Raw genomic sequence first — 25,965 nt, 5'->3', positions numbered from 1 at the left:
CCAAAGAGGGCAGGGGGAGGCCGCCATCGCCCGCCAGGCCGCATGCCTGCTGGCGTCGCGGTGACAGGGCAGGGTGTTCTGGCGCGTCGAAACGCGTTATGATTTTGCACACTACTGTCGTCACTTTGCCTGAAAGGATCACCATGCGCGTTGTCACTGCTGCCGTTCCCTCTTTTCCCGGTTCCTGGCGCAAGCGCGCCATGGCGCTGGCCCTGTCCGGCATCGCCCTGGCTGGCGGCGCCGTCCACGCGCATGGACAGGAGGCGGCCGCCAGTCCTGCCACCGCGAAGGCGGCGCCCACGGCCGTCTTGCCCGGCGACGACTTTTATGACTACGTCAATGGCGACTGGATGCGCGCCACGGCCATTCCGGACGACCGCGCCAGCTGGGGCTCGTTCGCCATCCTCGCCGATGAAACCAACCAGCGCATCATCGCCCTCGTCGAAGGCTTGCAGGCAGGCCAGGGCGGCAGCGCGGAAGCGCGCCAGGTCAGCGATTTCTACCGCTCCTATATGGACGAGGCCGCCATCGAGGCGAAAGGCTGGGCGCCGCTCAAGCCGCTGCTGAAAAAGATCGACGCCGTGCGCGACCAGGCGGGCCTGGCGCGGGCGCTGGGCGAGAGCTTGCGCGCCGATGTCGACCCGCTCAATTCCACCAATTTTTATACGGAAAACCTGTTCGGCCTGTGGGTGGCACAAGACTTGAACGACCCGACGCGCAACGTGGCTTACCTGCTGCAAGGGGGCCTGGGCATGCCCGACCGCGCCTATTATGCGACCGACAGCGCGCGCATGCAGGGCTTGCGCGGCAGCTACCAGGCGCATATCGCCGCCATGCTGCAACTGGCAGGCTACGGCGATGCGCAGGGTCGCGCGGCGCGCGTGTTTGCGTTGGAACAACAAATTGCCGCGAGTCACGCCAGCCGCGAAGAGTCGGCCGACGTTGCCAAGGGCAACAATGCCTGGCGCGCCGGGGATTTCGCCAGCAAGGCGCCGGGACTGGACTGGAAAGCCTTCTTCCAGGCGGCCGGCCTGGGGGCGCAGAAGGACTTCATCGTCTGGCATCCGTCGGCCATGACGGGCAGCGCCGCGCTGGTGGCGAGCGTGCCGCTGGCCACCTGGAAGGATTTCCTTGCCTTCCACGCGATCAACCACTTTGGCGCGACCTTGCCCAAGGCCGCCGCCGACCAGCGTTTCGCCTTTTATGGCAGTGCGCTGAGCGGCACGCCGCAGCAGTCGCCGCGCAGCAAGCGCGCGCTGGCCGCGACGAACGGCGCCCTCAGCGACGCCGTCGGCAAGCTGTACGTGGAGCGCTATTTCCCGCCCGAATCGAAGGCGCGCGTGCAGGACATGGTGGCCAATATCGTCGCCGCCTTCTCGCGCCGCATCGACAAGCTGGACTGGATGGCGCCGGAAACCAGGGCGCAGGCGCAGGAAAAGCTCAAGACCCTGTATGTGGGCGTCGGCTACCCGGAGCGCTGGGCCAGCTATGCGGGCTTGCGCGTCGTGCGCGGCGATGCGCTGGGCAATGCGCAGCGCGCGGAACAGTTCCATTACCAGCAGCAATTGGCCAAGCTGGGCCAGCCCGTCGACCGCAAGGCCTGGGCCATGCCGGCGCAGCTGGTCAACGCCGTCAACCTGCCGCTGCAAAATGCGCTGAACTTCCCGGCCGCCATCCTGCAGCCGCCGTTCTTCGATCCGCAGGCATCCGATGCGGCCAACTACGGCGGCATCGGCGCCACCATCGGCCACGAGATCAGCCACAGCTTCGACGACCAGGGCGCGCAGTTCGATGCCCAGGGCAAGTTGCGCGACTGGTGGACGCCGGCCGACCTCGCGCATTTCAAGACGGCTGCCGGACAGCTGGCGGCGCAGTTCTCGGCTTACCGGCCATTTCCCGACCTGGCCGTGAATGGCCAGCTGACCCTCAGCGAAAACCTGGCCGACCTGGCCGGCGTGGCGGCCGCCTATGACGCGTTCACCCTGTCGCAGCAGGGCAAGGCGGCGCAGCCGGGAGCGGAACGGGCGTTCTTCACGGGCTATGGCGTCAGCTGGCGCAGCAAGGCGCGCGAGGCGGCGGCGCGCCAGCAAATCCTCACCGATGGCCACGCGCCGGCGCAATACCGCGCCGCCACCGTGCGCAACCTCGACGCCTGGTATCCGGTCTTCGACGTGCAGCCGGGGCAGCAGCTGTACCTGGCGCCCGAGCAGCGCGTGCGCGTCTGGTAAGTGGGCTGGTGCTGCCGGCCGGCGAAGCGGCCGGCAGCGTAAAATGCGCCCATCGATGACAGGAGCGCCATGAAGCCGACCCCGCAAGAGCAGCAAGACCCTATCCACGCCATCACCGGCCGTACCCTGGCCCATTACGATGCCAGCGCCGAGCAGTTTTTCGAAGGCACGCGCGACCACGACGTCAGCCAGAACATCCATGCGCTGCTGGACGCCATCGGCCAGCCCGCGCCCCTGGCGATTCTCGACCTCGGCTGCGGCCCTGGCCGCGACCTGAAGGCGTTCACGGCCCTGGGTCACCATGCCACGGGCGTCGATGGCTGCCCCCGCTTCGTCGAGATGGCGCGCGCCTACAGCGGCTGCACCGTGTGGCAGCAGGATTTCGTCGACCTCGACCTGCCGGCCGCGCACTTCGACGGCGTGTTCGCCAATGCCGTGCTGTTCCACGTGCCCAGCGCCGCCTTGCCTGGCGTGCTGCGCGCCCTGCATGCATGCCTGAAACCGGGGGGCGTGCTGTTCAGCTCGAATCCGCGCGGGCAAAACCAGGAAGGCTGGAACGGCGCCCGCTACGGCAGCTACCATGACGAAGAGGCGTGGGCAGCGTATGTGCAGGCGGCCGGTTTCAGCCTGGTCGAGCAGTACTACCGTCCGCCGGGCTTGCCGCGCGCGCAGCAGCCGTGGCTGGCCACCGTGTGGCGCAAAGCGGGCTGATTTCGCTCAATTGACTGATTTTGGGCATGTGTTAGGAACCGTACATAGTTTTTGCAACCTCGAGGGTAGTATGGACACATCGACACGCAGCAAGCAGCGCAAGCCGCTTCCAGCAGCGTGTGAGCCGCAGTACCGGCGCCTCGGGCGCCGGACCACAGAGGTACCAACTACAGTGAGGATCCATCATGAACAAAGATCAAGTCGAAGGTAAACTGAAGGAAGTCGGCGGTAAAATCCAGGAAGCCGCTGGCAAGGTCGTCGGCAGCGAAGAACAGCAAGCCAAGGGCCTGGCAAACCAGGTCGAAGGCAAAGTGCAGAAGAAGGTGGGCGATGTGAAAGAGGCGGTGGAAACCGTCACGCGCAAGCCATAACTTTTGCTCCGGCATAAAAAAACCGCCGCCTGTCGCGAGACAGGCGGCGGTTTTTATTTGCTGCGGCTGAAACCTATTGCGCCGGATTGGCCAGGTTTTGCTTGAAGAAGGTTTCGATCTTCTTGTACACGTGGCGCTGGCCGGCGCGCGACGAGATGCCGTGCTTGGCGCCCGGATACGTCATCAGGTCGAACTGCACGCCGCGGTTCACCAGCGCGTCGATCAGGCGCGTGCTGTTCGAGAACAGCACATTGTCGTCGGCCATGCCGTGCACCAGCAGCAGCGGCGACTTCAGGCCATCGAGGTGGGCAAACACGGTGCTCTTCTTGTAGCCATCCACGTTTTCCTTCGGCATGCCGAGGAATTGTTCCGTGTAGTGGGTGTCATACAGGGCCCAGTCGGTGACGGGCGCCACCGAGACGCCCATGGCGATCTTGTCGGAGGCGGCCGACAGCAGGCGCAGGGTCATGAAACCGCCATAGCTCCAGCCGAACACGCCGATGCGTTTCGGGTCGACGAAGCTTTGCTTGCCCAGCCAGTCGATGCCCACCAGCTGGTCCGCCACTTCCGCTTCGCCCAGGTTGTGATAAATGGCGTCCGTGAACGCGCGTTCGCGACGCGACGAGCCGCGGTTATCGAGACGGAAGACGACAAAGCCCTGCTGCGCCATGTACTGGTCGAAGTTGTTGCCCCAGCGGCGCGCCACGTGCTGCGAGTGCGGGCCGCCATACGTCGACAGGAAGACCGGGTAGCGTTTCGTGGCGTCGAAGTTCGATGGCTTGAGCAGCGAGTAGTACAGGGTCTGGCCGTCGTTGGCTTTCAGGGTGCCGTATTCGGTCGGCAGGTGGTCGGCCTTGTATTTCGCGTACGGGTGGCTGGCGTTGAGCGCGTTCTCCTCCAGCCAGCCCACCATGGCGCCGTCCGGGCGGCGGATGCTCACCTGCGGCGGCGTGGCCGGGTCGGAATAGGTGTCGACGAAGACTTCGCCATTGTGCGAGAACTTCGTGTCGTGCCAGCCGTCGGCTTTCGTCACGCGCTGCGGCTTGTCGGCCGTGCTGCCGTCCAGGGCCAGCGCGTAGGTCTGCTTGTCGATCACCGCGTCGCGGTTCGACGACACATAGACTTTGCCGGTTTTTTCATTCACGGCCAGCACGCTGTCGATGCCCCATTCGCCCGAGGTCACCGGGTGCAGCAGCTTGCCGCTCATGTCGTACAGGTACAGGTGATTGCGGCCCGTGCGCTCGGACGACCACAGGAATTTGCCGTTGTCCAGGAAGTGCAGGTCGTCATGGATGCTGACCCAGGTCTTCGCCGTTTCCGTCAGCAGCGTGCGCTGCGCCAGGGTGGCCGCGTCGACGGCGACCAGGTCCAGCGTCTTCTGGTCGCGCGACTGGCGCTGGAACACGAGCGACTTGCTGTCCGCGCTCCAGTCGGCGCGCACCAGGTAGATGTCCGGGTTCGTGCCCAGATTCACCTGGCGCTGCACGCCCGTTTCCGGCGAGACGATCAGCAGCTGCACCAGCACGTTCGGGTCGCCGGCGGCAGGGTAGCGCTGCTCCACGACGTCGGTGCGGTCGGCGAAGATTTCGAAGCGGCGCACCACGGGCACGGGCGCTTCGTCATAGCGTTTGTAGGCGATGGCGGAATCGTCGGGGGCCCAGTAGTAGCCGGTGCGCTGGCCCATTTCTTCCTGCGCCACGAATTCGGCTTCGCCGTTGCGGATCGTGCCCTTGCCGTCGGTCGTCAGCTGGCGTTCCTTGCCGGACTTCAGGTCGATGACATAGATGTTCTGGTCGCGCACGAACGACACATAGCGGCCTTTCGGCGAGATTTTCGGGTCGAGCACATTGCCCTTGGCGACCAGGCGCGCTTTCTCGGGATGGGCCGCGTCGACCAGGTACAGATTGCCTGCCAGCGGCACCAGCAGCTGCTTGCCATCGGGCGACCAGCTGTAGCTGAGAATGCCGTTCAGGCTGGCCGTGCGTTCGCGCTCGCGGCGCGCCTGCTCTTCGGGCGAGATGGTTTCATTCGGCACCAGCGCCTTGGAATCGACCAGGCGGTGCGTGCTCTTGTCTTTCAGCTTGAATTCCCACAGGTCGAGCTGGAACTGGTTGTCTGCGCGGCCGCGCAGGAACGTGACGCGCTCGCCGTCGGGCGAGACCTTCAGGTTGCGCACGCCGGGGCCGGCCAGCGCCGGGTCGGCGTGGATGCGTTCCAGGGTCAGCTTGTCTGCCGATGCGGGAACGCTGGCCATCGCGGCCAGAAAACAAAGAATAAAACGCATGGATGTCTCGGTAGTTGGAGGAATGAATGGCACTGCATGCAAACAGGCGCGCGTGAGCGTTGCCTAAGCGTAAGACGATACCAGAGCGTGCCTGTTTATGCGATAGCACTGGCCACGGAATATGGGCGTGCTGGCCGTATTTCCTTCGTTGGAAATATCCGATAGCCGCCCATTCGATGGCGCTTTGCCTGGTTCAGGCCAATATCGACCCTGCGACCACGGTCAGGCAGGCGCCGCCTATCCACGCCTGGCCATCGCGGAAACGGACGGACACGCGGCCGTCGCGTTGCAGGCAGGTGCCCTGGCGCACCGTGTAGTCGGCGCCTGCCAGCAGCTGCGCGATGCAGGCGTTGGCGCTGCCCGTGACGGGGTCTTCCACCAGCGCGCCGTGCTCGCTGAGCAGCGCGCGCACTTCGTAATCTGCCGCTCCGCCCGCGTCGTGCGGGCCGTACAGCGCTAGGCCGTCGGCCCGGGAGGCGGCCAGCAATGCCGTCAGTGCCGTGATGTCGGCGCGTACGGCCAGGCAGGCGGCGGCGCTGGCCAGCGGCACGCACAGCCAGCGGATGCCCATCTCGGCGACGCAGACGGAAGGAGCCGGGGCGCCGTCCAGCGCCGCCTGCAGCAGCGGCAGCAGCGTGGGGTCGAGCGCGCGCATGGCGCATGGCGGCGCCTGGAACGCCAGCACGCCGCCGGCGCCGCGCTCCACCTGCACCAGGCCGACGCCGCATTCCTGCACGATGCGCGCGCCCTTGGGCTGCAGGCCCGCATCGAGCAGGGCGTGCGCCGTGCCCAGGGTCGGATGGCCGGCGAACGGGAACTCCGTCTCGGGCGAAAAGATCCGCACGCGGTAATCGGCGGCGGGATTGCGCGGCGCCAGCACGAAGGTGGTTTCCGACAGGCCCGTCCAGCGCGCGATGGCCTGCATCTGCGCGTCGTCCAGGCCATTCGCGTCGAGCACCACCGCCAGCGGATTGCCCATGAACGGCACGCTGCTGAAGACATCGACTTGCCTGAAGGGGCGTTGTTGCGGCATGGCGGTTTCCTCGTCGGGGTGTCAGGCTTCGCGCAGGCGGCGCAGCGACAGGCGGTTCAAGTACCAGGTCAGCAGCACGGCGGCCACCGTCAGGCCCGTGACGAGGCCGATCCAGAAGCCGGCGGCGGCCATCGGCTCGGCCGGCGACCAGATGAAGCCGGCCGGCGCCAGTCCCAGCACGTAGCCGATCGGCAGCGAGAAGCCCCAGAAGGCCAGCAGCTGGATCAGCATCGGCTGGCGCGTCACCTTGTAGCCGCGGATCGCGCACGAGGTGGCCACCTGCGTGGCGTCGGACAGCTGGAACAGGGCGGCGAACAGCAGCAGCTGCGCGCACAGCGCCTGCACCTGCGGGTCGGACGTGTAGGCTTGCGCGATCTGGTGGCGGAAGACGGTGATGACCGATGCCGAAACGATGGCCGCCGTCAGCGACATGGCCACGCCCACCCACGAAATGAAGCGGGCCTTGCGCAGATTGGCTTCGCCCACGGCGTGGCCCACGCGCGTCACCAGCGCGATGCCGAAGGTGAGCGGCACCATGAAGACGACGGACGAGAAATTGAGGGCGATCTGGTGCGCCGACACCTGGATCACGCCGAAGCGCGCCACCAGCAGGCTGATGACGCCAAACGCGCTCACCTCGGCAAAGTAGGTCACGCCGATGGGCAGGCCCAGGCGCAGCATGGGACCGATCGACGACAGCTGCGGCCATTCCCAGTGCGTGAACGGATACGTGGCACGGTAGGCGGGCGCGATCTTGATCCAGGCCAGCATGGCCAGCAGCATCATCCACACGCAGCACGTGGTGGCCACGGCGCAGCCGACGCCGCCCATCTTCGGCATGCCCCAGTGGCCGTAGATCAGCAGGTAGTTGACGAGGATGTTCAGCCCCAGCGCGGCCAGCGCGATGACCATCACGGGCTTGGTCTGGTTGATGCTGGTGCTGTAGCCGTACAGCGCGCGGTAGGCGGCGAACGGCGGCAGCGCGCAGCTGATGATGTGCACGAACAGCTTGGCCTTGGCCGCCACGGCCGGTTCCAGCATCAGGTGGTCGAACACCAGCGCCGCCATGTTCGTCAGCAAACAGGCCACCAGGCCGACGAGCAGCGCCTTCCACAGCGACTGGCGCACGATGTGCGGCACCCTGTCGTGGCGCGCGGCGCCGATTTCATGCGCCACCAGCGTATTGATCGCCATCATGATGCCGCTCACCGTCACCAGCACGATGGACCAGATGGCCGCGCCCAGCGAGACGGCGGCCAGCTCCTCGGGATTCGTGTGGCCCGTCATGGCGACGTCGGCCGCGCCCATGCCGACGGTGGCCAGCTGGCCGATCAGGATGGGCCAGGCCAGCTTCCACAGCGACGAGACTTCGGTACGGACGGCGGGCAGGGTGAACGAGGTAGTGTGGGGCATGGGGACGCGAGCTTGACTAAACACAAGATTCTACTGAAGTTCGCCGCGCTTGTCCTTTTGCCACGCGGCCGGCGGGGAAGGGCGCGCCGCGCGGTAATCATTTGTTACAGCTAAGACGGCCAGTCGCGGCTAGACTGCGTGCTCTATTTGGCAAGATGACCAAATAGTCAAACCGCATCACCCTGACTATGGAGCATGACCATGTTGAAGAACACCCTGAGGTACGCCCTGCTGCTGGGCGCCGCCATGACGGCAGAATTCGCCGGCGCCGCCGAACTGACCCTGTATTCGCGCGACGACTTCCACGGCCGCTCGCAGACCGTGCGCGACGCCGTCGCCGACCTGGAAGACGTCCGTTTCAACGATACGACGCAAAGCATCCGCGTGCGCTCGGGCCGCTGGGAAGCGTGCGAGGAAGCCGATTTCCGCGGCGCGTGCTTCCTGCTCGAGGCGGGCGAGTATCCGTCGCTCGATGGCCGCGCCAACAAGATCACGTCGCTGCGCGAGGTGCGCGGCGGCTGGGATGGCCATCCGGGGCGCGACCGGGATCGTGACTGGGATCGGGACCGCCGCTGGGAACGCGACCGGGAGCGCGAGCACGGCCATCTGCCGGGGCGGGCCCTGGGCGGCGAACTGACCTTCTATACGCGCGACGATTTCGCCGGCCGCAGCCTGACCGTGCGCAATGGCTCGGCCGACTTGCGCGAGCGCGATTTCAACGACACCGTGCAAAGCGTGCGCGTGCGCTCGGGCTATTGGGAAGTGTGCGAGGACGCCGGTTTCCGTGGCCGCTGCCGCACGCTCGCGCCCGGCGAATACGCGAGCCTGGAACGCCTGAGCAACCGCATTTCCTCGGTGCGCGAAGTGCGCTGAATCACGCCCGGTAACGGAAATGCGCAATAACCGGCCCCTGCGGAGGCCGGTTATTGCTTTTGGTAACAAATTATTGTGCTTTTCGCATACTTTGTTACACCGTTTTTTCTGTGGGTGGCTACACTGACATCAGTTGTCATGCAGATCATCCACCTTTCGCCGCCGGAGACCGCTCCATGCATCGTCCGTTCGCCTTTGCCCCGCTGTGTGCCAGTTCGGTGTTTGTCCACCTCGTGGCGCAGGCCGGCGAAATCAGCCTGTACACCGACGATAATTTCAAGGGGCGCGTGGTGGTCTTGCGCGACACGACAGATGACCTGTGGCGCGTCAATTTCAATGACGCCGTTTCGAGCATCAAGGTCGACTCGGATAGCTGGGAAGTGTGCACGGATTCGCAGTTCTACGGCACTTGCGAGCGCATGGGGGCAGGCAGGTATGAAGTGTTGAACGCGGCGCTCGACAAGCGCATTTCCTCGCTGCGTCGGCCGTACTGAGTTTTTCGCGCGGACTGGCACTTGTTACAATGGCATCCTGGCGCAATGGCCAGGTGTATCATCAATAAAGAATGAAGAATGGAGTGAATCATGAAGGGCCCTTTCAAACACGCGCTGGCAAGCGCCGCGACCTTGCTGCTCTCCCTGGGGGCGCATGCCGCCGCCCATGCGGGTGAAATCACTCTGTTCGAGGACGATAATTTCCGTGGCCGCTCCGTGACCCTGCGCGAAACGTCGGACAATCTGACACCCCAGGGTTTCAATGACAAGGCGTCGAGCATCATGGTACGTTCAGGTACCTGGGAAGTGTGCACGGACTCCGGATTTCGCGGCAATTGCCGTACCTTGGGGCCAGGCGAATACCGCTCGTTGCCGGGCATGAACGACGCCATCACCTCGGTGCGCGAAACGGTGCGCGGCAATGACTACAATCCGGGGCGCCCGGGACGCGATCCCGACCGTGGCAATGGCGGACATGGCGGCTATGGCCGCGGTTCGACCCTGGAAGTGTATTCGGGCGCGGGCCAGAATGGCGGCTCGGCGCGCCTGAACCGCGACACCGACGATTTCGTCGACATCGGCTTCAATGACCGCACCAGCAGCATCGTCATCTACAACGGCTACTGGCAGTTGTGCAGCGATTCGAACTACAACGGCACCTGCCGCGTGTTCGGCCCTGGCCGCCACGACGACCTGGGACGCGGGCTCGATGGAAGAGTGTCGTCGGCACGCATGGTCGACGAGCGCGAAGCGCGCCGCCAGCAGCAGTACGAGAATCCGTACCAGCGGCCGCGCTACGAGCAGCCATATTCGCAGTATCCGCAGCAGCAGTACCCGCAGCGCGGCGCCATCCTGCTGTTCCCTGATGCGGGCATGCGCGGCGAGCCGCTGGCGCTGGACCGCAGCGCGGAAGACCTGGTGCGCTACAACTTCAACGACCGCGCCGGTTCCATCGTCGTCAACGACGGCCAGTGGGAAGTGTGCAGCGACGCCAACTTCCGCGGCCGCTGCGAAGTCATCGGGCCGGGCGAGTATGGCGGGCTCAATGCGCTGGACAACAAGATATCGTCGCTGCGCCGCGTGCGCTAGGCGCGATTGCGCGGCGTATGCCCGAACCGCCTGCCGGAAGCATTCCGCCAGGCGGTTTTTACATTCCCAGCCGTGTGCTGACATTTGCTTGCCCTTTGTTACACTCGCCGCCTGCCGCCTGGTCTACACTGGCGAAAATGTAATCTGTATTGGAGTTGTCATGGTTCGATCTATCCGTCCCGCGCTGTTGTGCGCCGCCACTTTCCTTGCCCCGCTGGCCGCATCGGCGGGCGAAATCACCCTGTTCGAGGATGCCGGTTTCCGTGGCCGCCCCGTCACCCTGCGTTCCGACGCGGGCGACCTGTCGCGCATGGGCTTTAACGACAAGACCTCCAGCATCATCGTGCGCTCGGGTACCTGGGAAGTGTGCAAGGACGCCAATTACCGCGGCAACTGCCGCACCCTGGGACCTGGCCGCTACAGCAGCATGCCCGGCATGAACGACGCCATCTCTTCGGTGCGCGAAGCGGGCCGTCCGGGCCATGGCGGCGACCACCACCGTCCGTATCCACCGCGGCCGAACCGCCCGTATCCGGAGCCGGAACGCCCGTACCCTGGCCACGGCCATGGCGGCGGCCACCGTCCCGAGGCGAATGGCGCCGTGCTGCTGTTTCCCGATGCCGGCATGCGCGGCCGGCCCGTGCGCCTGGACCGCGAAGTGCACGACTTGAGCCGCTATGGCTTCAATGACCGCGCCGAATCGATCGTCGTCAATTACGGCCGCTGGGAATTCTGCGTCGACGCCAACTTCCGCGGCCGCTGCGTGGTGATGGGGCCGGGCAGCTACGGCCGCCTGCACGGTGGCCTCGACCGCCGCATTTCCTCGCTGCGCCGCGTGCGCTAGGCGTCTGCGGTCTTCGCTTGCAGCGCCCGCGCGACCCAGGTCCCGCGGGCGCTGTTGTATTGTGCGCACGCTGTCTTGCGGCCAATTCGTGTACTCTTCCCACAGGCGGTTCAACCATGGGGAGCAGGCACGGTGGAATACAAGGACTACTACAAGGAGCTTGGCGTCGAGAAGACGGCGACCGAGGCCGACATCAAGAAGGCGTACCGCAAGCTGGTGCGCAAATACCATCCCGACGTCAGCAAGGAGCCGGACGCCGACCAGCGCACCAAGGCCCTGAACGAAGCGTACGGCGTGCTGGGCGACGCGGAGAAGCGCGCCGCCTACGATGAGTTGGGCCGCAACCAGGGGGCGCAGGGCCAGCCTTTCCGGCCACCGCCGGACTGGGGCTCTGGCTACGAATCGTCAGGCGCCGACGACAGCGACTTCTTTGCCGACCTGTTCGCCCACGTGGGCGGGCGGCGCCGCGCCAACAGCACCTTCCAGATGCAGGGCGAGGACAGCCACGCCGCCATCACCATCGATTTGCAGGACAGCTACCAGGGCGCCAAGCGCCACATCGTCATGCGCGTGCCCGAGGCGGATGCCCAGGGCCACGTGGTGACGCGCGAGCGCACCCTGGAAGTGACGATACCGAAAGGCGTCACGGAAGGCCAGCAGCTGCGCATGAAGGGCCAGGGCCATCCTGGCAGCGGCGGCGCGCCGGCCGGCGACCTGTACCTGGAGATCCGCTTCCAGCCCGACGCCCGCTACAAGGTGGAAGGGCGCGACGTGTTCGAAACGGTGCCCGTCACGCCATGGGAGGCGGCGCTGGGCGGCGAAATTGCCGTGCCCACGCCGTCCGGCACGGTGGCCGTCACCGTGCCGCCCAATTCGCAGACGGGGCGCAAGCTGCGCCTGAAGGGGCGCGGCATTCCCGCCGCCCAGCCGGGCGATCTGTACCTGCTGCTGGAAGTGGTGCTGCCGCCGGCGAACGACGACAAGGCGCGGGAACTGTATGCAACCATGGCGCGCGAGATGGCTTTCAATCCGCGCCAGAAGCTGGGAGGGTAAATCATGGCAAACAATGTAATTGGCGAGCTGCTCGAAGACCGCGCCCTGAGCCTGGAAGAACTGGCGCGCGCCTGCGCCGTGGAGCCGGACTGGGTGGTGCAGCATGTGCAGACGGGCGTGCTGCTGCAAAATGGCCCGCCGCCGGGGCAGCTGACGGCCTGGCGCTTCACCAGCCTGGACCTGGTGCGCGCGCGCCGTCTGCACGAAATCGAATCCGTGTTCGACGCGAATGCGGAACTGGCCGCGCTGGTGGTCGATCTGTCGGAGGAAGTGGCGCGTTTGCGGCGCCGCCTGCATGTGCTGGGCGCCGACCAGGCCTGAGCCATGTCCTGTCCAGCGCTTATTCAGGATCGGCGTGGCGCGCCACGGTGATCCTGGAGATGTAGAACTGCCCCTCGATGACGACGCGGTGCGGGATGCCGGCGACGTCGAAACCGGGGCCGCCATCCTCCATCCATTCCTGCGCCACGCTGTCGAACTGCTGCGGCGTCATGCGCAGCATCTGCGCCGTGATGACGAAACGCGCGCCAGGTTGTTGTTTGTTGACGAAGTCGTCGATGCCGGCCATGGTGAGTCCTTGTGTATGTATGGGGGCATGATACCCGTCCCTGCGCGCTTCTAAAAGACCTGCTCCAGCAGCGGCAACTGTTCCGCAAAGCGCTCCGTGAGCCACTTGCCGGCCTGGCCCGGCGGCGTGTCGGCGCGCTGGATCAGGTAAATCGGATAATTCTCGCCCTTGTCGACGGCCAGCGCCAGATGCACCAGGCGCCCGGCCGCCAGGTCTTCGCGCACCATCGCTTCGGGCATGTTGCCCCAGCCCAGGCCCGCGCGCAGCAGCGCGTGCTTGGAGCCGAGGTCGCCCAGGCGCCAGTTGCGCAGTCCCAGCACGCCGAAATCCTGGCCTTCCGTCAGCGCGCTGCGGTCGCTGAGCACCAGCTGCACATGCTCGCGCGCCACGGCGGAAGGAATCGGACCTTCCAGCTGCGCCAGCGCGTGGCTGGGCGCGGCCACGGGGATCAGGCGCACATGGCCCACGGCCAGGCGCTCGAAGACGCTGGCCGTGGCCGTCATCCAGCCGCCCAGGCCCAGGTGGCAGCTGCCATCCATCACCAGCTGCGCCACGGCGCCCATGGCCTCGATGCGCAGGCGCAGGGCGACCGTGGGGAACTGCGCCTGGAACGCTTCGAGCACGCGCACCAGCACGCAGGTGGGGAACATCACGTCGACCACCACCGACACTTCCGCTTCCAGGCCGCCGGCCAGGGCCTTGGCGCGCGCGCGCATGGCGTCGACCTTCAGCGCCACGGCGCGCGCGTCGGCCAGCAGGGCCTTGCCCGCGTCCGTCAGGGTGGGCTTGCGCTTGCCGCGGTCGAGCAGCACCACATTCAGCTGTTCCTCCAGGTTGGCGATGGTGTAGCTGACCACCGATTGCGTACGGTGCAGCTGGCGCGCCGCATGGGCGAAGCCGCCCGCGTCGATGACGGCGACAAACACGCGCAACTGGTCGAGCGAAGGCTGGCCCGGTTCTCTCATGGTGACTCCATATCTAAAAATTCGATGCTAATCATTTATATTTACACGGTTTTATCGATGGTAGACCCGAACTATGATGTAGGCAAGCGCCGCGATGCGGCATTCATTATCCGTTTTCGAAGGAGCGATTCATGGCCAAGGTATTACACATCAATAGCAGCGTGCGCAGCAGCGGTTCCCTGTCGCGTCAATTGTCGGGCGAATTCGTCGCGCAACTGGCCGCGCAGGGCAATGCCATCGTCGAGCGCGACCTGGCCGCGCAACCGGTGCCGCACCTGACGGAAGAGATGATGGGCGCCTTCTTCACGCCGCCCGAGCAGCGCAGCGCGCAGGCGGCGGCCACCGTGCAAGTGTCCGACATCCTGGTCGACGAATTGCTGGCCGCCGACGTGCTGGTGCTGGCCGCGCCCATGTACAATTTTTCCGTGCCATCGACCCTGAAGGCGTGGATCGACCACGTGGCGCGCGCGGGCCGCACCTTCCAGTACACGGCGACGGGGCCGGTCGGCCTGGCGACGGGCAAGAAGGCGGTGATCTTCACGTCCAGCGGCGGCGTCTACAGCGAAGGCCCTGGCGCCGCGTATGACTACCTGAGCACCTATCTGCGCACGGCGCTGGGCTTCATCGGCATCACCGATATCGAGTTCGTGCAAGCCGAAGGCGTGGCCATGGGCGAGCAAGCCGTCGCCAGCGCGATCGCCAAGAGCCGCGCCTCGATCGCCGCCCTGGCCGCCTGAGGCAGGCCGCATGCACTAGGTCGCCAGGGGGATTGCCAATTTGCCATGCTTGGCATAAGCTTGCCGGCGGCGCGCCCCGTGCCAGCCCGGCGAGCGGTTCGCCATGAAAGTTCCCCATGCACAAATTGGCAAGTGCAGTACTGTTCGGATGTTCCCTGCTGCTGGCGGGGTTTGCGCAGGCGCAAGCTGCGCCTGCGGCGGCGCCGCCCCACGTTGGGCGCGTCGCTTCCACCCCCGAGGATATCCGCGCCATCGAAAAAGTCATCGCCGACTTCCAGGCCGCGCTGATCGCCAAGGATGTCAAGCTGCTGTCGTCGCTGATGCTGCATACGAACATCCTGTTCGCCTCGCCGGCCGACGACGGTTTCATCAAGAAAATGCGCGACACGACGGATGTCCACTTCGACGGCGTCGGGGCGGCCGGCTACGTTGCTTTCGCCAATTTCATCAAGCGCGAACCGCTGCGCACGGAAGAAAAATTCTACAACGTCAAGATCACCCAGGACCGCCATGTGGCGTGGGTCAACTTCGACTATGAATTCCTCGTCGGCGATAAATTGTCCAACTATGGCGTCGAAGCGTGGCAAATGGTCAAGCGCGACGGCCAGTGGAAAATCCTCAGCGTCGTCTGGTCCATGCATGCCGCCGCCGAGGCAGGGAAGTAGGGGCAGCCATGCCGCGTCAGTCGCGCGGCAGTTCGCGGATTTCCACCGTGCCACCCCCGTTCAGTACGGGGTTGCCCACCAATAATTTTTTTGCATCGTCTATACTTTCAGCTTGCACACGTATATAGCCTGACAAGTGTGGCGTGACCGCTCTGGCCTGGCCCGAGCGGTGCACGCAGACACCGGCCCCGATGGAGCTGCCGCCGCAGAAACGGCCGCTGGCCCTGAGCATGGCGAAGTAATCTTCCCAGGCGGACGTGGCCACGTCCATCGGTGCTTCCGTGTCGTCATGCATGAAGATGATGTAGTCGTTCATTCATTTTCTCCTGTGCCGCGTGATAAAAACAGGGAGCCGCATCGGCTATCCCGAGCAGGCGCGAGCGCATGGTTTCCACCTTTTTACCGTGTCAGTCCGTAGAGACAAGCTGTCCGGCCATGTCATTTTTGGAGCGTACATCGTGCCGATAAAGTATGTTGATTTTTATGAGGTGAATTACACGGCGGAACCCTTGCGGGGCTGCAAGCTATGGGGCGCCTATGTCGCCATCTATGCCCCTTCGCGCAACCCCATGCACCGGGTGAACCTGGTGAAAAAGCGCAGGGTGTCGGCCGACCACCAGTTTACAACGGAAGCGGACGCCGTGGCCGAAGCGGGAGAAGTGGCGATCAAGCTGGTCGAGCGGCGCCGGCGCCGTTATGTCTTCCATCCCTGACCATCCCTGAGTTGGCTTGTCCAGGCGCACGTTATGGCGCATGGGCAGCATCCTGGCGCCGGCGGGGCAGGCGCGCCGGCGCGGTTGCCCGTATCATGCGAGATATCATCACGCCAGAGGACCGCCATGAAACGCCAGCTGCACCTGCTTGTCATCGACCCGCAAAACGATTTTTGCGACTTGCCCGCCGCCTGGCTGCCGCAGGACGCCGCACCGGCGCTGGCCGTGCCCGGCGCCCATGCGGACATGCTGCGCGTGGCACAGCTGATCCGCGAGGGCGGGGCGGGCTTGACGCAGATCAGCATCACCCTCGATGCCCACCACCGCTACGACATCGCCCACCCCGCGTTCTGGCGCACGGGCGATGGCGGCCCGGTCGCGCCATTTACGCAGATCAGCGCGCAGCATGTGCGCGACCGCCTGTTCCTGCCGGCCGCCAGCGGCGCCTTGCCGCGCGCGCTGGCCTACCTCGATGCGCTGGAGCAGGCGGGGCGCTATCAATTGATGGTGTGGCCCGTGCACTGCGAGATCGGCAGCTGGGGGCAGAATGTCCATGCTGCCGTGCGCGCCGCCTACAACGCGTGGGAAGTGGATCACCTGCAGGTGGTCGCCAAGCTGAGCAAGGGCTCGAATCCGTGGACCGAGCATTACTCGGCCGTCATGGCCGAGGTGCCCGACGCGCAGGATGCGGCCACCCAGCTCAACCGGGCCTTCCTCGACACCCTGCTGCCGGCGCAGCAACTTTATATAGTCGGCGAGGCGGGCAGCCATTGCGTGAAAGCCAGCACCGAGCACATCGCCGACTACCTGGAGGCGCAGCAGGGCCGGCCGGCACTGGCGCGGCTGGCGCTGCTGACCGATTGCATGAGTCCCGTCACGGGCTTTGAAACGCAGCAGCGCGACTTCCTTGCCGCCATGCGCGAGCGCGGCGCGCGGCTGGCCACGGCGGCCGAGGTCTTGCCTGAACTGCTGGCCAATGCGGGCGCCTGAGCGCGGATTCGCATCCGTTTCCTCAGCGCACGCTGCCGAAATGCCGGCGGTGGCGTACTATTCTGGCTTCAGGAAGTTGGAGAAAACACACATGACCCCGATAGTGCGCAGTTTGCTGGAAACCGATCTGTATAAATTTACAATGTGGCAAGCCTTGCTGCACGGTCATCCGAATACCCATACCGAATACGAATTTGTCTGCCGCAATCACACGGCCTTCCCGCTGGCCGAGCTGAAGGGCGAGCTGGAAGAGCAGCTCGACCACCTGTGCTCGATGTCGTTTGCTGATGACGAACTGGCCTATTTGCGCACCCTGCGCTTCATGAAGAGCGATTTCGTCGACTTTTTGACGGTCTTCCGCTTCCAGCGCAAGTTCATCGAGGTGAGCACCGATGGCGATACCCTGCTCGTGCATGCGGCCGGGCCGCAAGTGCATGTGATGGGCTTTGAGATTTTCGTGCTGTACATCGTCAACGAGCTGTATTTCCGCCGCTTCGACCTCGACGCCGCCATGCGCGAAGGGCGCCACCGCCTGGGCTTGAAAGTGGCGGCCGTGAAGGAATTCGGCAAGCTGCCACGGCGCAAGCATCCCTTCGAGTTTTCCGATTTCGGCGTGCGCCGGCGTTTTTCCGGCGCCTGGCACGACGAAGTGGTGCAGCGCCTGGCGCGCGAAGTGCCCGAGTATTTCAAGGGCACGTCGAATGTGTATCTGGCGAAAAAGCTCGGCATCGTGCCGATCGGCACCATGGCGCATGAATACATGCAGTCGTTCCAGTCGTTCGGCGTGCGCCTGCGCGACTTTCAAAAAGCGGCACTCGAGGACTGGGTGCAGGAATACCGGGGCGACCTCGGCATCGCGCTGACGGACGTGGTCGGCATGGATGCGTTTTTGGCCGACTTCGACCTGTATTTCGCCAAGCTGTTCGACGGCTTGCGCCATGATTCGGGCGACCCTGTCGAGTGGGGCGAAAAGGCGCTGGCCCATTACGCGGCCCTGCGCATCGACGCCAATACCAAGCGCCTCGTGTTTTCCGACGGCCTGGACCTGGACAAGGCCTTCGCCCTGTACCAGCACTTCGCCGACCGCATCATGACGGGGTTTGGCATCGGCACCAATCTCACCAACGACGTCGGCTTGACGCCGCTCAACATCGTCATGAAACTGGTGCGTTGCAACGGCCAGTCCGTGGCGAAACTGTCGGATTCGCCGGGCAAGACCCTGTGCAAGGATGAAACCTTCCTCGCGTATCTGCGGCAAGTGTTTCACCATCCTGCCGTGTAAGCGCCTGGCATCAGCCAGCGCTGCTCGCACGGCCGTTTGCGATGTCCTTCCGTGCCCTTGCCTTGGCGGCCCCGTGCGTGAGCCGGGGCCGTTTTTCGGCCGCCTGCCGTCCGCAACGCGGCTGTCAGGCGCCCGCCCGCCTTTTCAGGGGCTAGCGACTAGAATCCCGTGACCACCGTGCTCATGTGCTCGACCTGCGGCGGGGCGGCGAAGAATTCGCCGACGAGCGCGCGCCAGGCCTGGAAGTCGTCGCTGCCGCGGAAATGCACGGTATGGTCTTCCAGGGTCGTCCAGCCCACCACCAGGCGGTAGGCATCGCCGTTTTCAATCGAGCGTTCCAGGCGCATCGATTCGCAGCCGCGCGCGCGCTGGAACAGGGGCACGGCCTTGGCGACAGCCGCCTCGAAGCCGTCATGCGTGGCCGATTTGATCTGGATGTGGGCAATTTCAAAAATCATGGCAAGTTCCGCTGTAGTGATGAAGGAAGCCGATCTTGCCATATTTTGGCCGTGCCGGGGGCGGGCGGCGCGGCGCGCTGCCGTTTGCCCGCCGTCATCGCCGCTGTTCCCCGTCATCGCTGCTGTCGTCAGCCCCGCTGTTACCTCTGCTGTTCCTCCGTCCTTTCGCTCTTGCCATCGCCGGCCCGCCGGCGTCCCGCATGGCTGGCCGTGCGCTGTTCGATGTCGCTGCCGCCCCACGGCTGCACGATGGCGTGCGCCCGCTGCCTTTCCTCCGCATGGCGCACGGTGACGACGAGGCGGAACATGCCGCTCCACGCGGCCTTGCCCTGGACGGTGCCCGCTTCGTCGCCGACCGTGTCCAGCTGCACCGCGTGGGTGGGGAAACCGTTTGCCAGCAGGGCGCTGTAGGCTTGCTGCGCATCGGCGAAATGGTCGTAGATGCGGATCAGCGTGGTCGGGTGGATGGCGTTCATGCCGGGCTTTCAACGGGAGTCGTCTGATTTTGACACGCGAGCCTGCAAATAATTCTTGCTGAGCCTATAAAATCTTCGATCAAGGCGCAAAAGTTTGATAAATATCCAGTATGGCTGCCAAGTCGCGCTAAGATACGTGTTGCGGTGCAATGTATCCGGGCGTATCGACACCCCGTGCGGCGCACCAGCGGGACGCGCGATCAATCTTTCATAGGAGAACTAAATGGCAGCGAAGAAAATTCTGTTTTTGACCGGCGATTTTGCAGAAGATTATGAAACGATGGTGCCGTTCCAGGCCCTGCTGATGCTGGGCCATACCGTGCATGCCGTCTGTCCCGGCAAGAAGAGCGGCGAGACCATCAAGACGGCCATCCACGATTTCGAGGGCGACCAGACCTACACGGAAAAGCCGGGCCACCTGTTCACCCTGAATGCCAGCTTCGACGAGATCGACCCGGCCCACTATGACGCCGTGATGATCGCCGGCGGCCGCGCCCCCGAATACCTGCGCCTGAACGAGAAAGTCATCGCCGCCGTGCGCCATTTCGCCGACGCGGGCAAGCCGGTCGCCGCCGTCTGCCACGGCGCGCAATTGCTGGCCGCCGCCGATGTCATCCGCGGCAAGCGCATCTCCGCCTATCCCGCCTGCGCGCCGGAAGTGAAGCTGGCGGGCGGCACGTACGCCGACATCGCCGTCACCGACGCCGTCACGGATGGCCAGTTCGTCACGGCCCCCGCCTGGCCCGCGCATCCGGCCTGGCTGGCGCAGTTCGTCAAGCTGCTGGGCACCGAGATCCATTTGTAACCTTTTGGCCCGGCGTGCCGCAGTCGCGCCTGCCGGGCGTTTCACTTTTCAGATTCGAGTTTTTCATGCAAGCGCCGCGCAGTCATTCTTCCCGTAAACAACTTCCCGCCTCACGCTGGCGCCAGCGCCGCCTGGCGCAAGCCGCATCGGGCCTGAGCGCCGCGCAGGAACGCCAGCTGGCCACCCTGCACGAGATTTCCACCCTGCTGGCGGGTCAGCATGCCATCGATGCGCTGTGCCGTGGCTTCCTGCGCCACGTGATGCAGTTCGCGCAGGCCGAAGGCGGCACCGTGCGCATCCTCGATCCGCAACAGGATACCGTGCACATCATCGTGCATGAGGGCATTTCCGAGGCCATGGTGGAAGAGGAACACTGCATCCGCAACAACGATTGCCTGTGCGGCGCGGCCGTGGCGCAGGGCGTGATCCAGATCCGCGATTTCCGCCAGGTCGATGCGCTGCAGCGCTACCGTTGCCAGGAAGAAGGCTTCATCGCCATCGCCGTCTTCCCCATCCTCGCGCGCGAGCAGGTGGTGGGCAGTTTTTCGCTGCACTTTGCGCGGCCGCAAGCGGTCCATGCGCAGCAGCAGGGCTGGCTGGAAACCCTGGGCCAGAGCCTGGGCATCGCCATCGAAAACCAGCGCCTGATCGCGCGCGAAAAGGAATTCGCCGTGGCGCGCGAACGCAGCCTGCTGGCCGAAGGCTTGCACGACAGCATCGCGCAAAGCCTCAATTTCATCAGCCTGCAAGTGCAGATGCTCGACGATTCCGTGCGCCGCGGCCAGCTCGACGAGGCGGCCGAAGTGCTGCCGCTGATGCGCATGGGGGTCGAGCAAAGCTACCAGGATGTGCGCGAATTGCTCGTCAACTTCCGCACGCGCTGGCATGGCAGCGACCTCGAAGGCAAGCTCACGGAAGTGCTGGCCAAGTTCGAGCTGCAGACGGGTGTCGCCGGCACGCTGGACATGCGCGGCAATGGCGCGCCGCTGGCGCCCGAGCAGCAGCTGCAGATCCTGTTCATCGTGCAGGAAGCGCTGTCGAATATCCGCAAGCATGCGCAAGCCCGCCACGTGACGCTGGGCGTCGACAACGGGCGCGATTTCACGCTGCAGGTGCGCGACGATGGCGAAGGCTTTGCGGCCCACCTGCGCGACAAGAAAACGGAATTGCAGATCGGCTTGCGTATCATGCAGGAAAGGGCGGAGCGGCTCGGGGCGCAATTTGCCATCGACAGCACGCCCGGCGGCGGCACGACGATCTCGCTGGCGCTGCCGGCAGCCCGGCGCCAGGCCGCGTAACAGATGAATCATCCCTCTCAGGCAAAAGAAACAAACACGTGAACGCTCCAATCAAAATCCTGCTGGTCGACGACCATACCTTGCTGCGCAGCGGCGTCAAGCTGCTGCTGCAGCGCAATCCTCAATTCCAGGTGGTGGGCGAGGCGTCGAACGGGCTCGACGGCGTGCGCCTGGCGGCCGAGCTGCGGCCCGACGTGGTGCTGATGGACTTGAACATGCCCGGCGTGTCCGGCGTGGAAGCGCTGCAGCTGATCTTGCAGGAATTGCCGCAGATGGTGGTGCTGATGCTGACCGTGTCGGAAAATGCGGCCGACCTGGGCGCGGCCCTGCGCGCGGGCGCGCGCGGCTACCTGCTGAAAAATATCGAAGCCGAGCAGCTGGGACTGGCCATCCTGCGCGCCGCGGCCGGCGAATCCGTGATCGCCGACGCCATGACGGCCAAGCTCGTGTCGCAGTTCCGCGCCGGGCAGAATGCGCCCGAAGCCGACTATGACAAATTGACGCCGCGCGAGCGCGAAGCCATGGCCTGCCTGGCGCGCGGCCAGAGCAACAAGGAAATCGCGCGCCAGCTGGACGTGGCGGAAAGCACGGTGAAAATCCACGTGCAAAACATCCTCAAGAAGCTTAAGCTCAGCAGCCGCGTGCAGATCGCCGTGTATGCGGTCGAGCGCGAACTGGGTAAATAAGAGTACCTGCATAAGCCGACCGCGCGTGGCGATTTGCGGCCTCCGATGCTCACTGTGCCCAAGCACCGTTCCGCGTCTCTGTCGCAACTCGCTGCCGCTCGCTACGGTTCTGCCAGGTACTCTAAAAATCAAAAAATGCGCAAATAGTGCACAAGGAATGCGCGATTGTTTGACCTGCATGGCGTTCCTGCCTAGACAACCCTAGTTCCTTTGACGTATGGCCTTGACCGTGCCAGCGCATTACACTCTTAGTCATTCGCTAATCTAATAAGAGAGTGTCATGCATAAGGTCAACGTCGATGGCTTGCTATCGAGCCAGGCTCTGTTCCGTCATATTTCCCCTTCACAGCTCGAGCAATTGCGCCAGGATGTGGTGCGCGTGGAAGTGGAAAAAGGCAAAGTTTTGTTCCGCAAGGGCGAAGTGGCCGAAGGCGCCTATGTGGTGGTCTTCGGGCTCGTCAAGCTGAGCGTGTTTTCGCTGGAAGGCACGGACAAGGTGCTGGAACTGATCCGTCCCGGCCAGAGCTTCGGCGAAGCCATGATCTTCCTCGACGAGCCGTATCCATTCTGCGCCGAGGCGCTCGAGCACTGCCTGCTGCTGCGCATCCCGCCGCACGCGCTGTTGCGCCTGCTGGACCAGTCGCCGCGCATCGCGCGCCAGATGATGAACAGCCTGTCGCATCACCTGATGGGCTTTATCCGCAACGTGGAGCGCTGCTCCGTGCAGAACGCCACCCAGCGCGTCGTCGAATACCTGTTGCAGGCATCGGACCAGCAGCGTTCGAACGAGGTCAAGCTGGACTTGAAGAAGAGTTTATTGGCCTCGTTCCTGAACCTGGCGCCGGCCACGCTGTCGCGCGTGCTGCACCAGTTGACGGACTTGCACCTGATTAAAGTCAGCGGTTCGCTGATCCAGATCCAGCCCGATGCGCTGAAGACGTATCGCCATGGCGCCGCCACGGCGCTGCTGAACTAAACTGCTTCACCAGGCAAGGTCAGCCGCCAGAACAGCAGGGCGAGCAAGCTGACCGCCGCGCCCAGCGCGGACACGCCATGCCAGCCCGCCAGCGCATACACGCTGGTGGCGGCAATCGCCCCCACCCCGCTTCCCACCGCATAGAACAGCATGTAGCACGCCACCAGGCGGCTGTGCGCGTCGCTGTCGTCCTTGAAGATCAGGCTCTGGTTCGTCACGTGGATGGCCTGGCCCGCCAGGTCCAGCGCGATGATGCCGACGACCAGGGGCCACAGGGCCGCGCCGGCAAAGCTCAGCGGCAACCACGCCGCCAGCAGCAACAGCAGGGCCGCGCCCGTCGTCCACTGCGCGCGCCCGCGGTCGGCCAGCGCTCCCGCCCGCGCCGCGCCCAGCGCGCCGATCACGCCGACCAGGCCGAAGGCGCCGATGGCCGCATGCGTATAGCCCTGGGCCGTCAGGGGCAGCACCAGCGCGCTCCAGAAAATATTGAACACGGCAAACATCAGCATGGCCAGCACGCCGCGCACGCGCAATACCTTGTTGTGGATCAACATGCCCAGCATCGAGGCGAGCAGGGCGCCATACGCCAGCTTCCTGCCTTGCGGCGTGGGCGGCGGCAGCATGCGCCACAGCAGCAACAGCAGGGCGCACGCGATGCCGGCCGAGACGAGGTACACGGCGCGCCAGTCGGCGATATCGGCCACCACGCCGGACAGGGTGCGCGCCAGCAGCAAGCCGATCACCACGCCGCCCTGCGCCATGCCGACGACGCGGCCCCGCTCGTGGCTGGCCGCGGCGCTGGCCGCATAGGCGATCAAGCCCTGCGTCATGGCCGTGCCCAGCAAGCCGACCAGCAGCATGCCGCCCAGCAAGGCGGCCGTGGAGCGGGCGCAAGCCAGCGCCGCCAGGGTGAGGGCCAGCAAGCCCAGCTGGACCAGGGTCAGGCGGCGCCGGTTCAGCATGTCGCCCAGCGGCACGAGCAGCAGCAGGGCCAGCGCGCAGCCGGCCTGCGTGGCCGTGATGACCATGCCGCTGGCGGCATCCGTCATGCCGAACTCGCGCGCCAGGGTGGCCAGCAAGGGCTGGGCGTAATACACATTGGCCACGCTGAGGCCGGCCGCGCAGGCAAACAGCCAGACGAGGGAGGGGGCAAGGGTGGCGGTGGGGAGGGTGGTCGTGTCGCGCATGGTGTCTTTATTTTAAGTGGTTGCAAATTAAAACTAGTTGGAGTCTAGGCCAGGAAGTTTTAAAATGCAACCACTGATTACCGGAGACGATTGTGGCCAAGCGCAAAAGCCTGAAAACAGACCCCTGTCCCGTGGCGCGCGCGCTCGACGTGATCGGCGAGCGCTGGTCGCTGCTGATCGTGCGCGACGCCTTCGACGGCATGCGCAGGTTTGGCGAATTCCAGAAAAGCCTGGGGGTGGCGAAGAATATCCTGGCCGATCGCCTGCATACGCTGGTGGAAGAAGGCATCTTTACGGTCGCGCCCGCCTCGGACGGCACGGCGTACCAGGAATATGTGCTCACGCCCAAGGGACTGGGCCTGTTTCCCGTCGTGGTCGGTTTGCGCCAGTGGAGCGAGGCGCAACTGTTCGACGCGGGCGAAGCCCATTCCACCCTGCTGCTGCGCGACTCCGGTTTGCCCGTGCGCAAGCTGGAAGTGCTGGCGCCGGACGGCCGCGCGCTGCAGGCGGGCGACACCGTCGTGCACAAGGTGGCGCCTGCCATCGAGCCGCAGCCATGACGCGCGTGGCCGTCATCGGCGGGGGGATTACCGGCGTGACGACGGCCTATGCGCTGGCCAGGCGCGGCGTGGCCGTGACCCTGTTCGAGCGGCACCGTTACGCGGCCATGGAAACGTCGTTCGCGAATGGCGGGCAATTGTCCGCCTCGCATGCGGAAGTGTGGAACCACAAGGCGACCGTGCTGAACGCCCTGAAATGGATGGCGCGACGCGACGCTCCCCTGCTGCTCAATCCGATGCCCAGCTGGCACAAGCTGAGCTGGTTTGCGGAGTTTCTTGCCGCCATGCCTGCCTATGAGCGCAACACCATCGCCACGGCGCGCATGGCGATTGCCGCGCGCGCCCACCTGTTTGCCTGGGCGCAAGAGGAGAATATTGATTTCGATCACAGGCGCGCCGGCATCCTGCATGTCTACCGCGAGCGTGCCGGCTTCGAGCGGGCGGCCGGCGTGTCGCGCCTGCTGGCGCAGGGCGGCTTGCAGCGGCGCGCCGTCACGCCGCACGAGATGCGCGCCATCGAACCGGCCCTCGCCGGCAACTTTTACGGTGGTTACTACACGGACAGCGATTCCACGGGCGACATCCACAAATTCACCAGCGGCCTGGCCGACGCCTGCGCGCGCCTGGGCGTAGCTTGCCGCTATGGCGCCGATGTGACGGCAGTGGCGCGCGAGCACGGCAAGGTGCGCGTCACGGCCGGCGAGGACAGCATGCAGTTCGATGCCGTCGTCATCTGCGCGGGCGTGGCCAGCCGTGCCCTGGCGGCAATGCTGGGCGACCATGTGAATGTGTATCCCGTGAAAGGTTATTCCATCACCGTGCAGCTCGACGACGGTGCCAGCCGCACGGCGGCGCCGTGCGTCAGCCTGCTCGACGATGCGACCAAGCTGGTCAGCAGCCGCCTGGGCGAGGACCGGCTGAGGGTGGCGGGCACGGCCGAGTTCAACGGCGCCAATTACGACATCCGCGCCGACCGCATCCGGCCTTTGTTGCAATGGGTGGAGCAGTGCTTCCCTGGCGTCAATACCCGCAAGGTGGTGCCGTGGGCGGGCCTGCGCCCCATGCTGCCGGACATGCTGCCGAAAGTGGGGCCAGGCAAGGCGCCGGGCGTGTACTACAACACGGGCCACGGCCACCTGGGCTGGACCCTGGCGGCCGCCACGGCCGAGCTGGTGGCCGAAGCGGTGAACAGGGCGCGGGACTGAG

Annotated in this window: 29 protein-coding genes; 20 read left to right on the top strand and 9 right to left on the bottom strand. The window is 65.1% G+C overall.

Annotation, left to right across the window (positions count from 1 at the left end; genetic code table 11):
• The first annotated feature begins 143 nt into the window (after positions 1–143).
• The 3 genes from YQ44_RS20495 (at position 144) to YQ44_RS20485 (ending at position 3,310) form a co-directional block, all read left to right on the top strand.
• A complete protein-coding gene (locus tag YQ44_RS20495) occupies positions 144–2,228 on the top strand; it encodes a M13 family metallopeptidase (protein WP_232250952.1) in 2,085 nt (694 codons plus the stop codon).
• Between the two features lie 69 nt (positions 2,229–2,297).
• The gene (locus YQ44_RS20490; RefSeq protein ID WP_071324958.1) at positions 2,298–2,939 is read left to right on the top strand and encodes a class I SAM-dependent methyltransferase; all 642 of its coding nucleotides are present in this window, start codon (positions 2,298–2,300) and stop codon (positions 2,937–2,939) included.
• A 185-nt stretch (positions 2,940–3,124) separates the two neighbouring features.
• Positions 3,125–3,310, top strand: a complete 186-nt coding sequence (locus YQ44_RS20485) for a CsbD family protein (RefSeq protein WP_071324957.1) — start codon at positions 3,125–3,127, stop codon at positions 3,308–3,310.
• Between the two features lie 73 nt (positions 3,311–3,383).
• Here the strand turns inward: YQ44_RS20485 and YQ44_RS20480 are convergent, their stop codons facing one another.
• The 3 genes from YQ44_RS20480 to YQ44_RS20470 all read right to left on the bottom strand — a co-directional run bounded on the left by YQ44_RS20480 (position 3,384) and on the right by YQ44_RS20470 (position 8,040).
• Positions 3,384–5,594, bottom strand: coding sequence for a S9 family peptidase (locus YQ44_RS20480; RefSeq protein ID WP_071324956.1), 2,211 nt, complete (start codon positions 5,592–5,594; stop codon positions 3,384–3,386).
• 193 nt (positions 5,595–5,787) lie between these two features.
• A complete protein-coding gene (locus tag YQ44_RS20475) occupies positions 5,788–6,627 on the bottom strand; it encodes a PhzF family phenazine biosynthesis protein (RefSeq protein ID WP_071324955.1) in 840 nt (279 codons plus the stop codon).
• A gap of 21 nt (positions 6,628–6,648) precedes the next feature.
• A complete protein-coding gene (locus tag YQ44_RS20470; RefSeq protein ID WP_071324954.1) occupies positions 6,649–8,040 on the bottom strand; it encodes an MATE family efflux transporter in 1,392 nt (463 codons plus the stop codon).
• Positions 8,041–8,241: 201 nt separating this feature from the next.
• Here YQ44_RS20470 and YQ44_RS20465 point away from each other — a divergent pair, with 201 nt between their 5' ends.
• From YQ44_RS20465 to YQ44_RS20440, 6 genes are all read left to right on the top strand, one after another.
• Positions 8,242–8,913 (top strand): beta/gamma crystallin family protein, encoded by a 672-nt coding sequence (locus YQ44_RS20465; protein ID WP_071324953.1) that lies wholly within the window; start codon positions 8,242–8,244, stop codon positions 8,911–8,913.
• Between the two features lie 176 nt (positions 8,914–9,089).
• Positions 9,090–9,407: a beta/gamma crystallin-related protein gene (locus YQ44_RS20460; protein WP_071324952.1), complete on the top strand. Its 318-nt coding sequence runs from the start codon at positions 9,090–9,092 to the stop codon at positions 9,405–9,407.
• A 90-nt stretch (positions 9,408–9,497) separates the two neighbouring features.
• Positions 9,498–10,496 carry a beta/gamma crystallin-related protein gene (locus tag YQ44_RS20455; RefSeq protein WP_071324951.1) on the top strand — a complete coding sequence of 333 codons (999 nt, stop codon included), beginning with the start codon at positions 9,498–9,500 and terminating at the stop codon, positions 10,494–10,496.
• A gap of 160 nt (positions 10,497–10,656) precedes the next feature.
• Positions 10,657–11,340, top strand: a complete 684-nt coding sequence (locus YQ44_RS20450; protein WP_071324950.1) for a beta/gamma crystallin-related protein — start codon at positions 10,657–10,659, stop codon at positions 11,338–11,340.
• 132 nt (positions 11,341–11,472) lie between these two features.
• Positions 11,473–12,393: a DnaJ C-terminal domain-containing protein gene (locus tag YQ44_RS20445; RefSeq protein WP_071324949.1), complete on the top strand. Its 921-nt coding sequence runs from the start codon at positions 11,473–11,475 to the stop codon at positions 12,391–12,393.
• A 3-nt stretch (positions 12,394–12,396) separates the two neighbouring features.
• Complete coding sequence (locus tag YQ44_RS20440; protein WP_071324948.1) at positions 12,397–12,714, top strand: MerR family transcriptional regulator; 318 nt, start codon at positions 12,397–12,399, stop codon at positions 12,712–12,714.
• A 19-nt stretch (positions 12,715–12,733) separates the two neighbouring features.
• Here YQ44_RS20440 and YQ44_RS20435 read toward each other — a convergent pair whose 3' ends face one another.
• Together YQ44_RS20435 and YQ44_RS20430 are read right to left on the bottom strand one after the other, a co-directional pair.
• Entirely contained in the window at positions 12,734–12,961 is a 228-nt protein-coding gene (locus tag YQ44_RS20435; protein WP_071324947.1) for a hypothetical protein, read from the bottom strand.
• Between the two features lie 50 nt (positions 12,962–13,011).
• The gene (locus YQ44_RS20430) at positions 13,012–13,926 is read right to left on the bottom strand and encodes a LysR family transcriptional regulator (RefSeq protein ID WP_071324946.1); all 915 of its coding nucleotides are present in this window, start codon (positions 13,924–13,926) and stop codon (positions 13,012–13,014) included.
• 131 nt (positions 13,927–14,057) lie between these two features.
• On the opposite strand from YQ44_RS20430, the gene YQ44_RS20425 reads away from it, so the two are divergent.
• Both YQ44_RS20425 and YQ44_RS20420 read left to right on the top strand, forming a co-directional pair.
• Entirely contained in the window at positions 14,058–14,663 is a 606-nt protein-coding gene (locus tag YQ44_RS20425) for an FMN-dependent NADH-azoreductase (protein WP_071324945.1), read from the top strand.
• Positions 14,664–14,779: 116 nt separating this feature from the next.
• Positions 14,780–15,328 carry a nuclear transport factor 2 family protein gene (locus tag YQ44_RS20420; protein ID WP_071324944.1) on the top strand — a complete coding sequence of 183 codons (549 nt, stop codon included), beginning with the start codon at positions 14,780–14,782 and terminating at the stop codon, positions 15,326–15,328.
• A gap of 16 nt (positions 15,329–15,344) precedes the next feature.
• Here the strand turns inward: YQ44_RS20420 and YQ44_RS20415 are convergent, their stop codons facing one another.
• Positions 15,345–15,644 (bottom strand): hypothetical protein, encoded by a 300-nt coding sequence (locus tag YQ44_RS20415; RefSeq protein WP_071324943.1) that lies wholly within the window; start codon positions 15,642–15,644, stop codon positions 15,345–15,347.
• A 142-nt stretch (positions 15,645–15,786) separates the two neighbouring features.
• Between YQ44_RS20415 and YQ44_RS20410 the strand changes: the two genes are divergently transcribed.
• The 3 genes from YQ44_RS20410 to pncB all read left to right on the top strand — a co-directional run bounded on the left by YQ44_RS20410 (position 15,787) and on the right by pncB (position 18,313).
• Positions 15,787–16,041, top strand: a complete 255-nt coding sequence (locus tag YQ44_RS20410) for a hypothetical protein (protein WP_071324942.1) — start codon at positions 15,787–15,789, stop codon at positions 16,039–16,041.
• A gap of 126 nt (positions 16,042–16,167) precedes the next feature.
• A complete protein-coding gene (locus tag YQ44_RS20405) occupies positions 16,168–17,031 on the top strand; it encodes a cysteine hydrolase (RefSeq protein WP_071324941.1) in 864 nt (287 codons plus the stop codon).
• A 91-nt stretch (positions 17,032–17,122) separates the two neighbouring features.
• Complete coding sequence (gene pncB / locus YQ44_RS20400; protein ID WP_071324940.1) at positions 17,123–18,313, top strand: nicotinate phosphoribosyltransferase; 1,191 nt, start codon at positions 17,123–17,125, stop codon at positions 18,311–18,313.
• A gap of 158 nt (positions 18,314–18,471) precedes the next feature.
• Here the strand turns inward: pncB and YQ44_RS20395 are convergent, their stop codons facing one another.
• Positions 18,472–18,771, bottom strand: coding sequence for an antibiotic biosynthesis monooxygenase family protein (locus tag YQ44_RS20395; protein WP_071324939.1), 300 nt, complete (start codon positions 18,769–18,771; stop codon positions 18,472–18,474).
• 140 nt (positions 18,772–18,911) lie between these two features.
• Positions 18,912–19,247, bottom strand: a complete 336-nt coding sequence (locus YQ44_RS20390; RefSeq protein ID WP_071324938.1) for a hypothetical protein — start codon at positions 19,245–19,247, stop codon at positions 18,912–18,914.
• Between the two features lie 223 nt (positions 19,248–19,470).
• Between YQ44_RS20390 and YQ44_RS20385 the strand changes: the two genes are divergently transcribed.
• The 4 genes from YQ44_RS20385 (at position 19,471) to YQ44_RS20370 (ending at position 23,012) form a co-directional block, all read left to right on the top strand.
• Positions 19,471–20,052, top strand: coding sequence for a DJ-1/PfpI family protein (locus YQ44_RS20385; RefSeq protein WP_071324937.1), 582 nt, complete (start codon positions 19,471–19,473; stop codon positions 20,050–20,052).
• Positions 20,053–20,117: 65 nt separating this feature from the next.
• Positions 20,118–21,350 carry a GAF domain-containing sensor histidine kinase gene (locus YQ44_RS20380; protein ID WP_071324936.1) on the top strand — a complete coding sequence of 411 codons (1,233 nt, stop codon included), beginning with the start codon at positions 20,118–20,120 and terminating at the stop codon, positions 21,348–21,350.
• A 38-nt stretch (positions 21,351–21,388) separates the two neighbouring features.
• On the top strand, positions 21,389–22,036 hold the full coding sequence (locus tag YQ44_RS20375) for a response regulator (protein WP_071324935.1): 648 nt from the start codon (positions 21,389–21,391) through the stop codon (positions 22,034–22,036).
• A 280-nt stretch (positions 22,037–22,316) separates the two neighbouring features.
• A complete protein-coding gene (locus tag YQ44_RS20370) occupies positions 22,317–23,012 on the top strand; it encodes a Crp/Fnr family transcriptional regulator (protein ID WP_071324934.1) in 696 nt (231 codons plus the stop codon).
• Here YQ44_RS20370 and YQ44_RS20365 read toward each other — a convergent pair.
• The gene (locus tag YQ44_RS20365) at positions 23,009–24,199 is read right to left on the bottom strand and encodes an MFS transporter (RefSeq protein WP_071324933.1); all 1,191 of its coding nucleotides are present in this window, start codon (positions 24,197–24,199) and stop codon (positions 23,009–23,011) included. The genes YQ44_RS20370 and YQ44_RS20365 overlap by 4 nt on opposite strands.
• A gap of 92 nt (positions 24,200–24,291) precedes the next feature.
• Between YQ44_RS20365 and YQ44_RS20360 the strand changes: the two genes are divergently transcribed.
• Both YQ44_RS20360 and YQ44_RS20355 read left to right on the top strand, forming a co-directional pair.
• A complete protein-coding gene (locus YQ44_RS20360) occupies positions 24,292–24,759 on the top strand; it encodes a winged helix-turn-helix transcriptional regulator (protein ID WP_071324932.1) in 468 nt (155 codons plus the stop codon).
• Entirely contained in the window at positions 24,756–25,964 is a 1,209-nt protein-coding gene (locus YQ44_RS20355) for a D-amino acid dehydrogenase (RefSeq protein WP_071324931.1), read from the top strand. Before YQ44_RS20360 ends, YQ44_RS20355 begins: the two co-directional genes overlap by 4 nt.
• Position 25,965: the final 1 nt, after the last annotated feature.

It is taken from the genome of Janthinobacterium sp. 1_2014MBL_MicDiv, assembly GCF_001865675.1.
Classification (GTDB): domain Bacteria; phylum Pseudomonadota; class Gammaproteobacteria; order Burkholderiales; family Burkholderiaceae_D; genus Janthinobacterium.
Note: the sequence above shows the minus strand (reverse complement) of the source record. Positions and strands in the feature narration are given on the sequence as shown.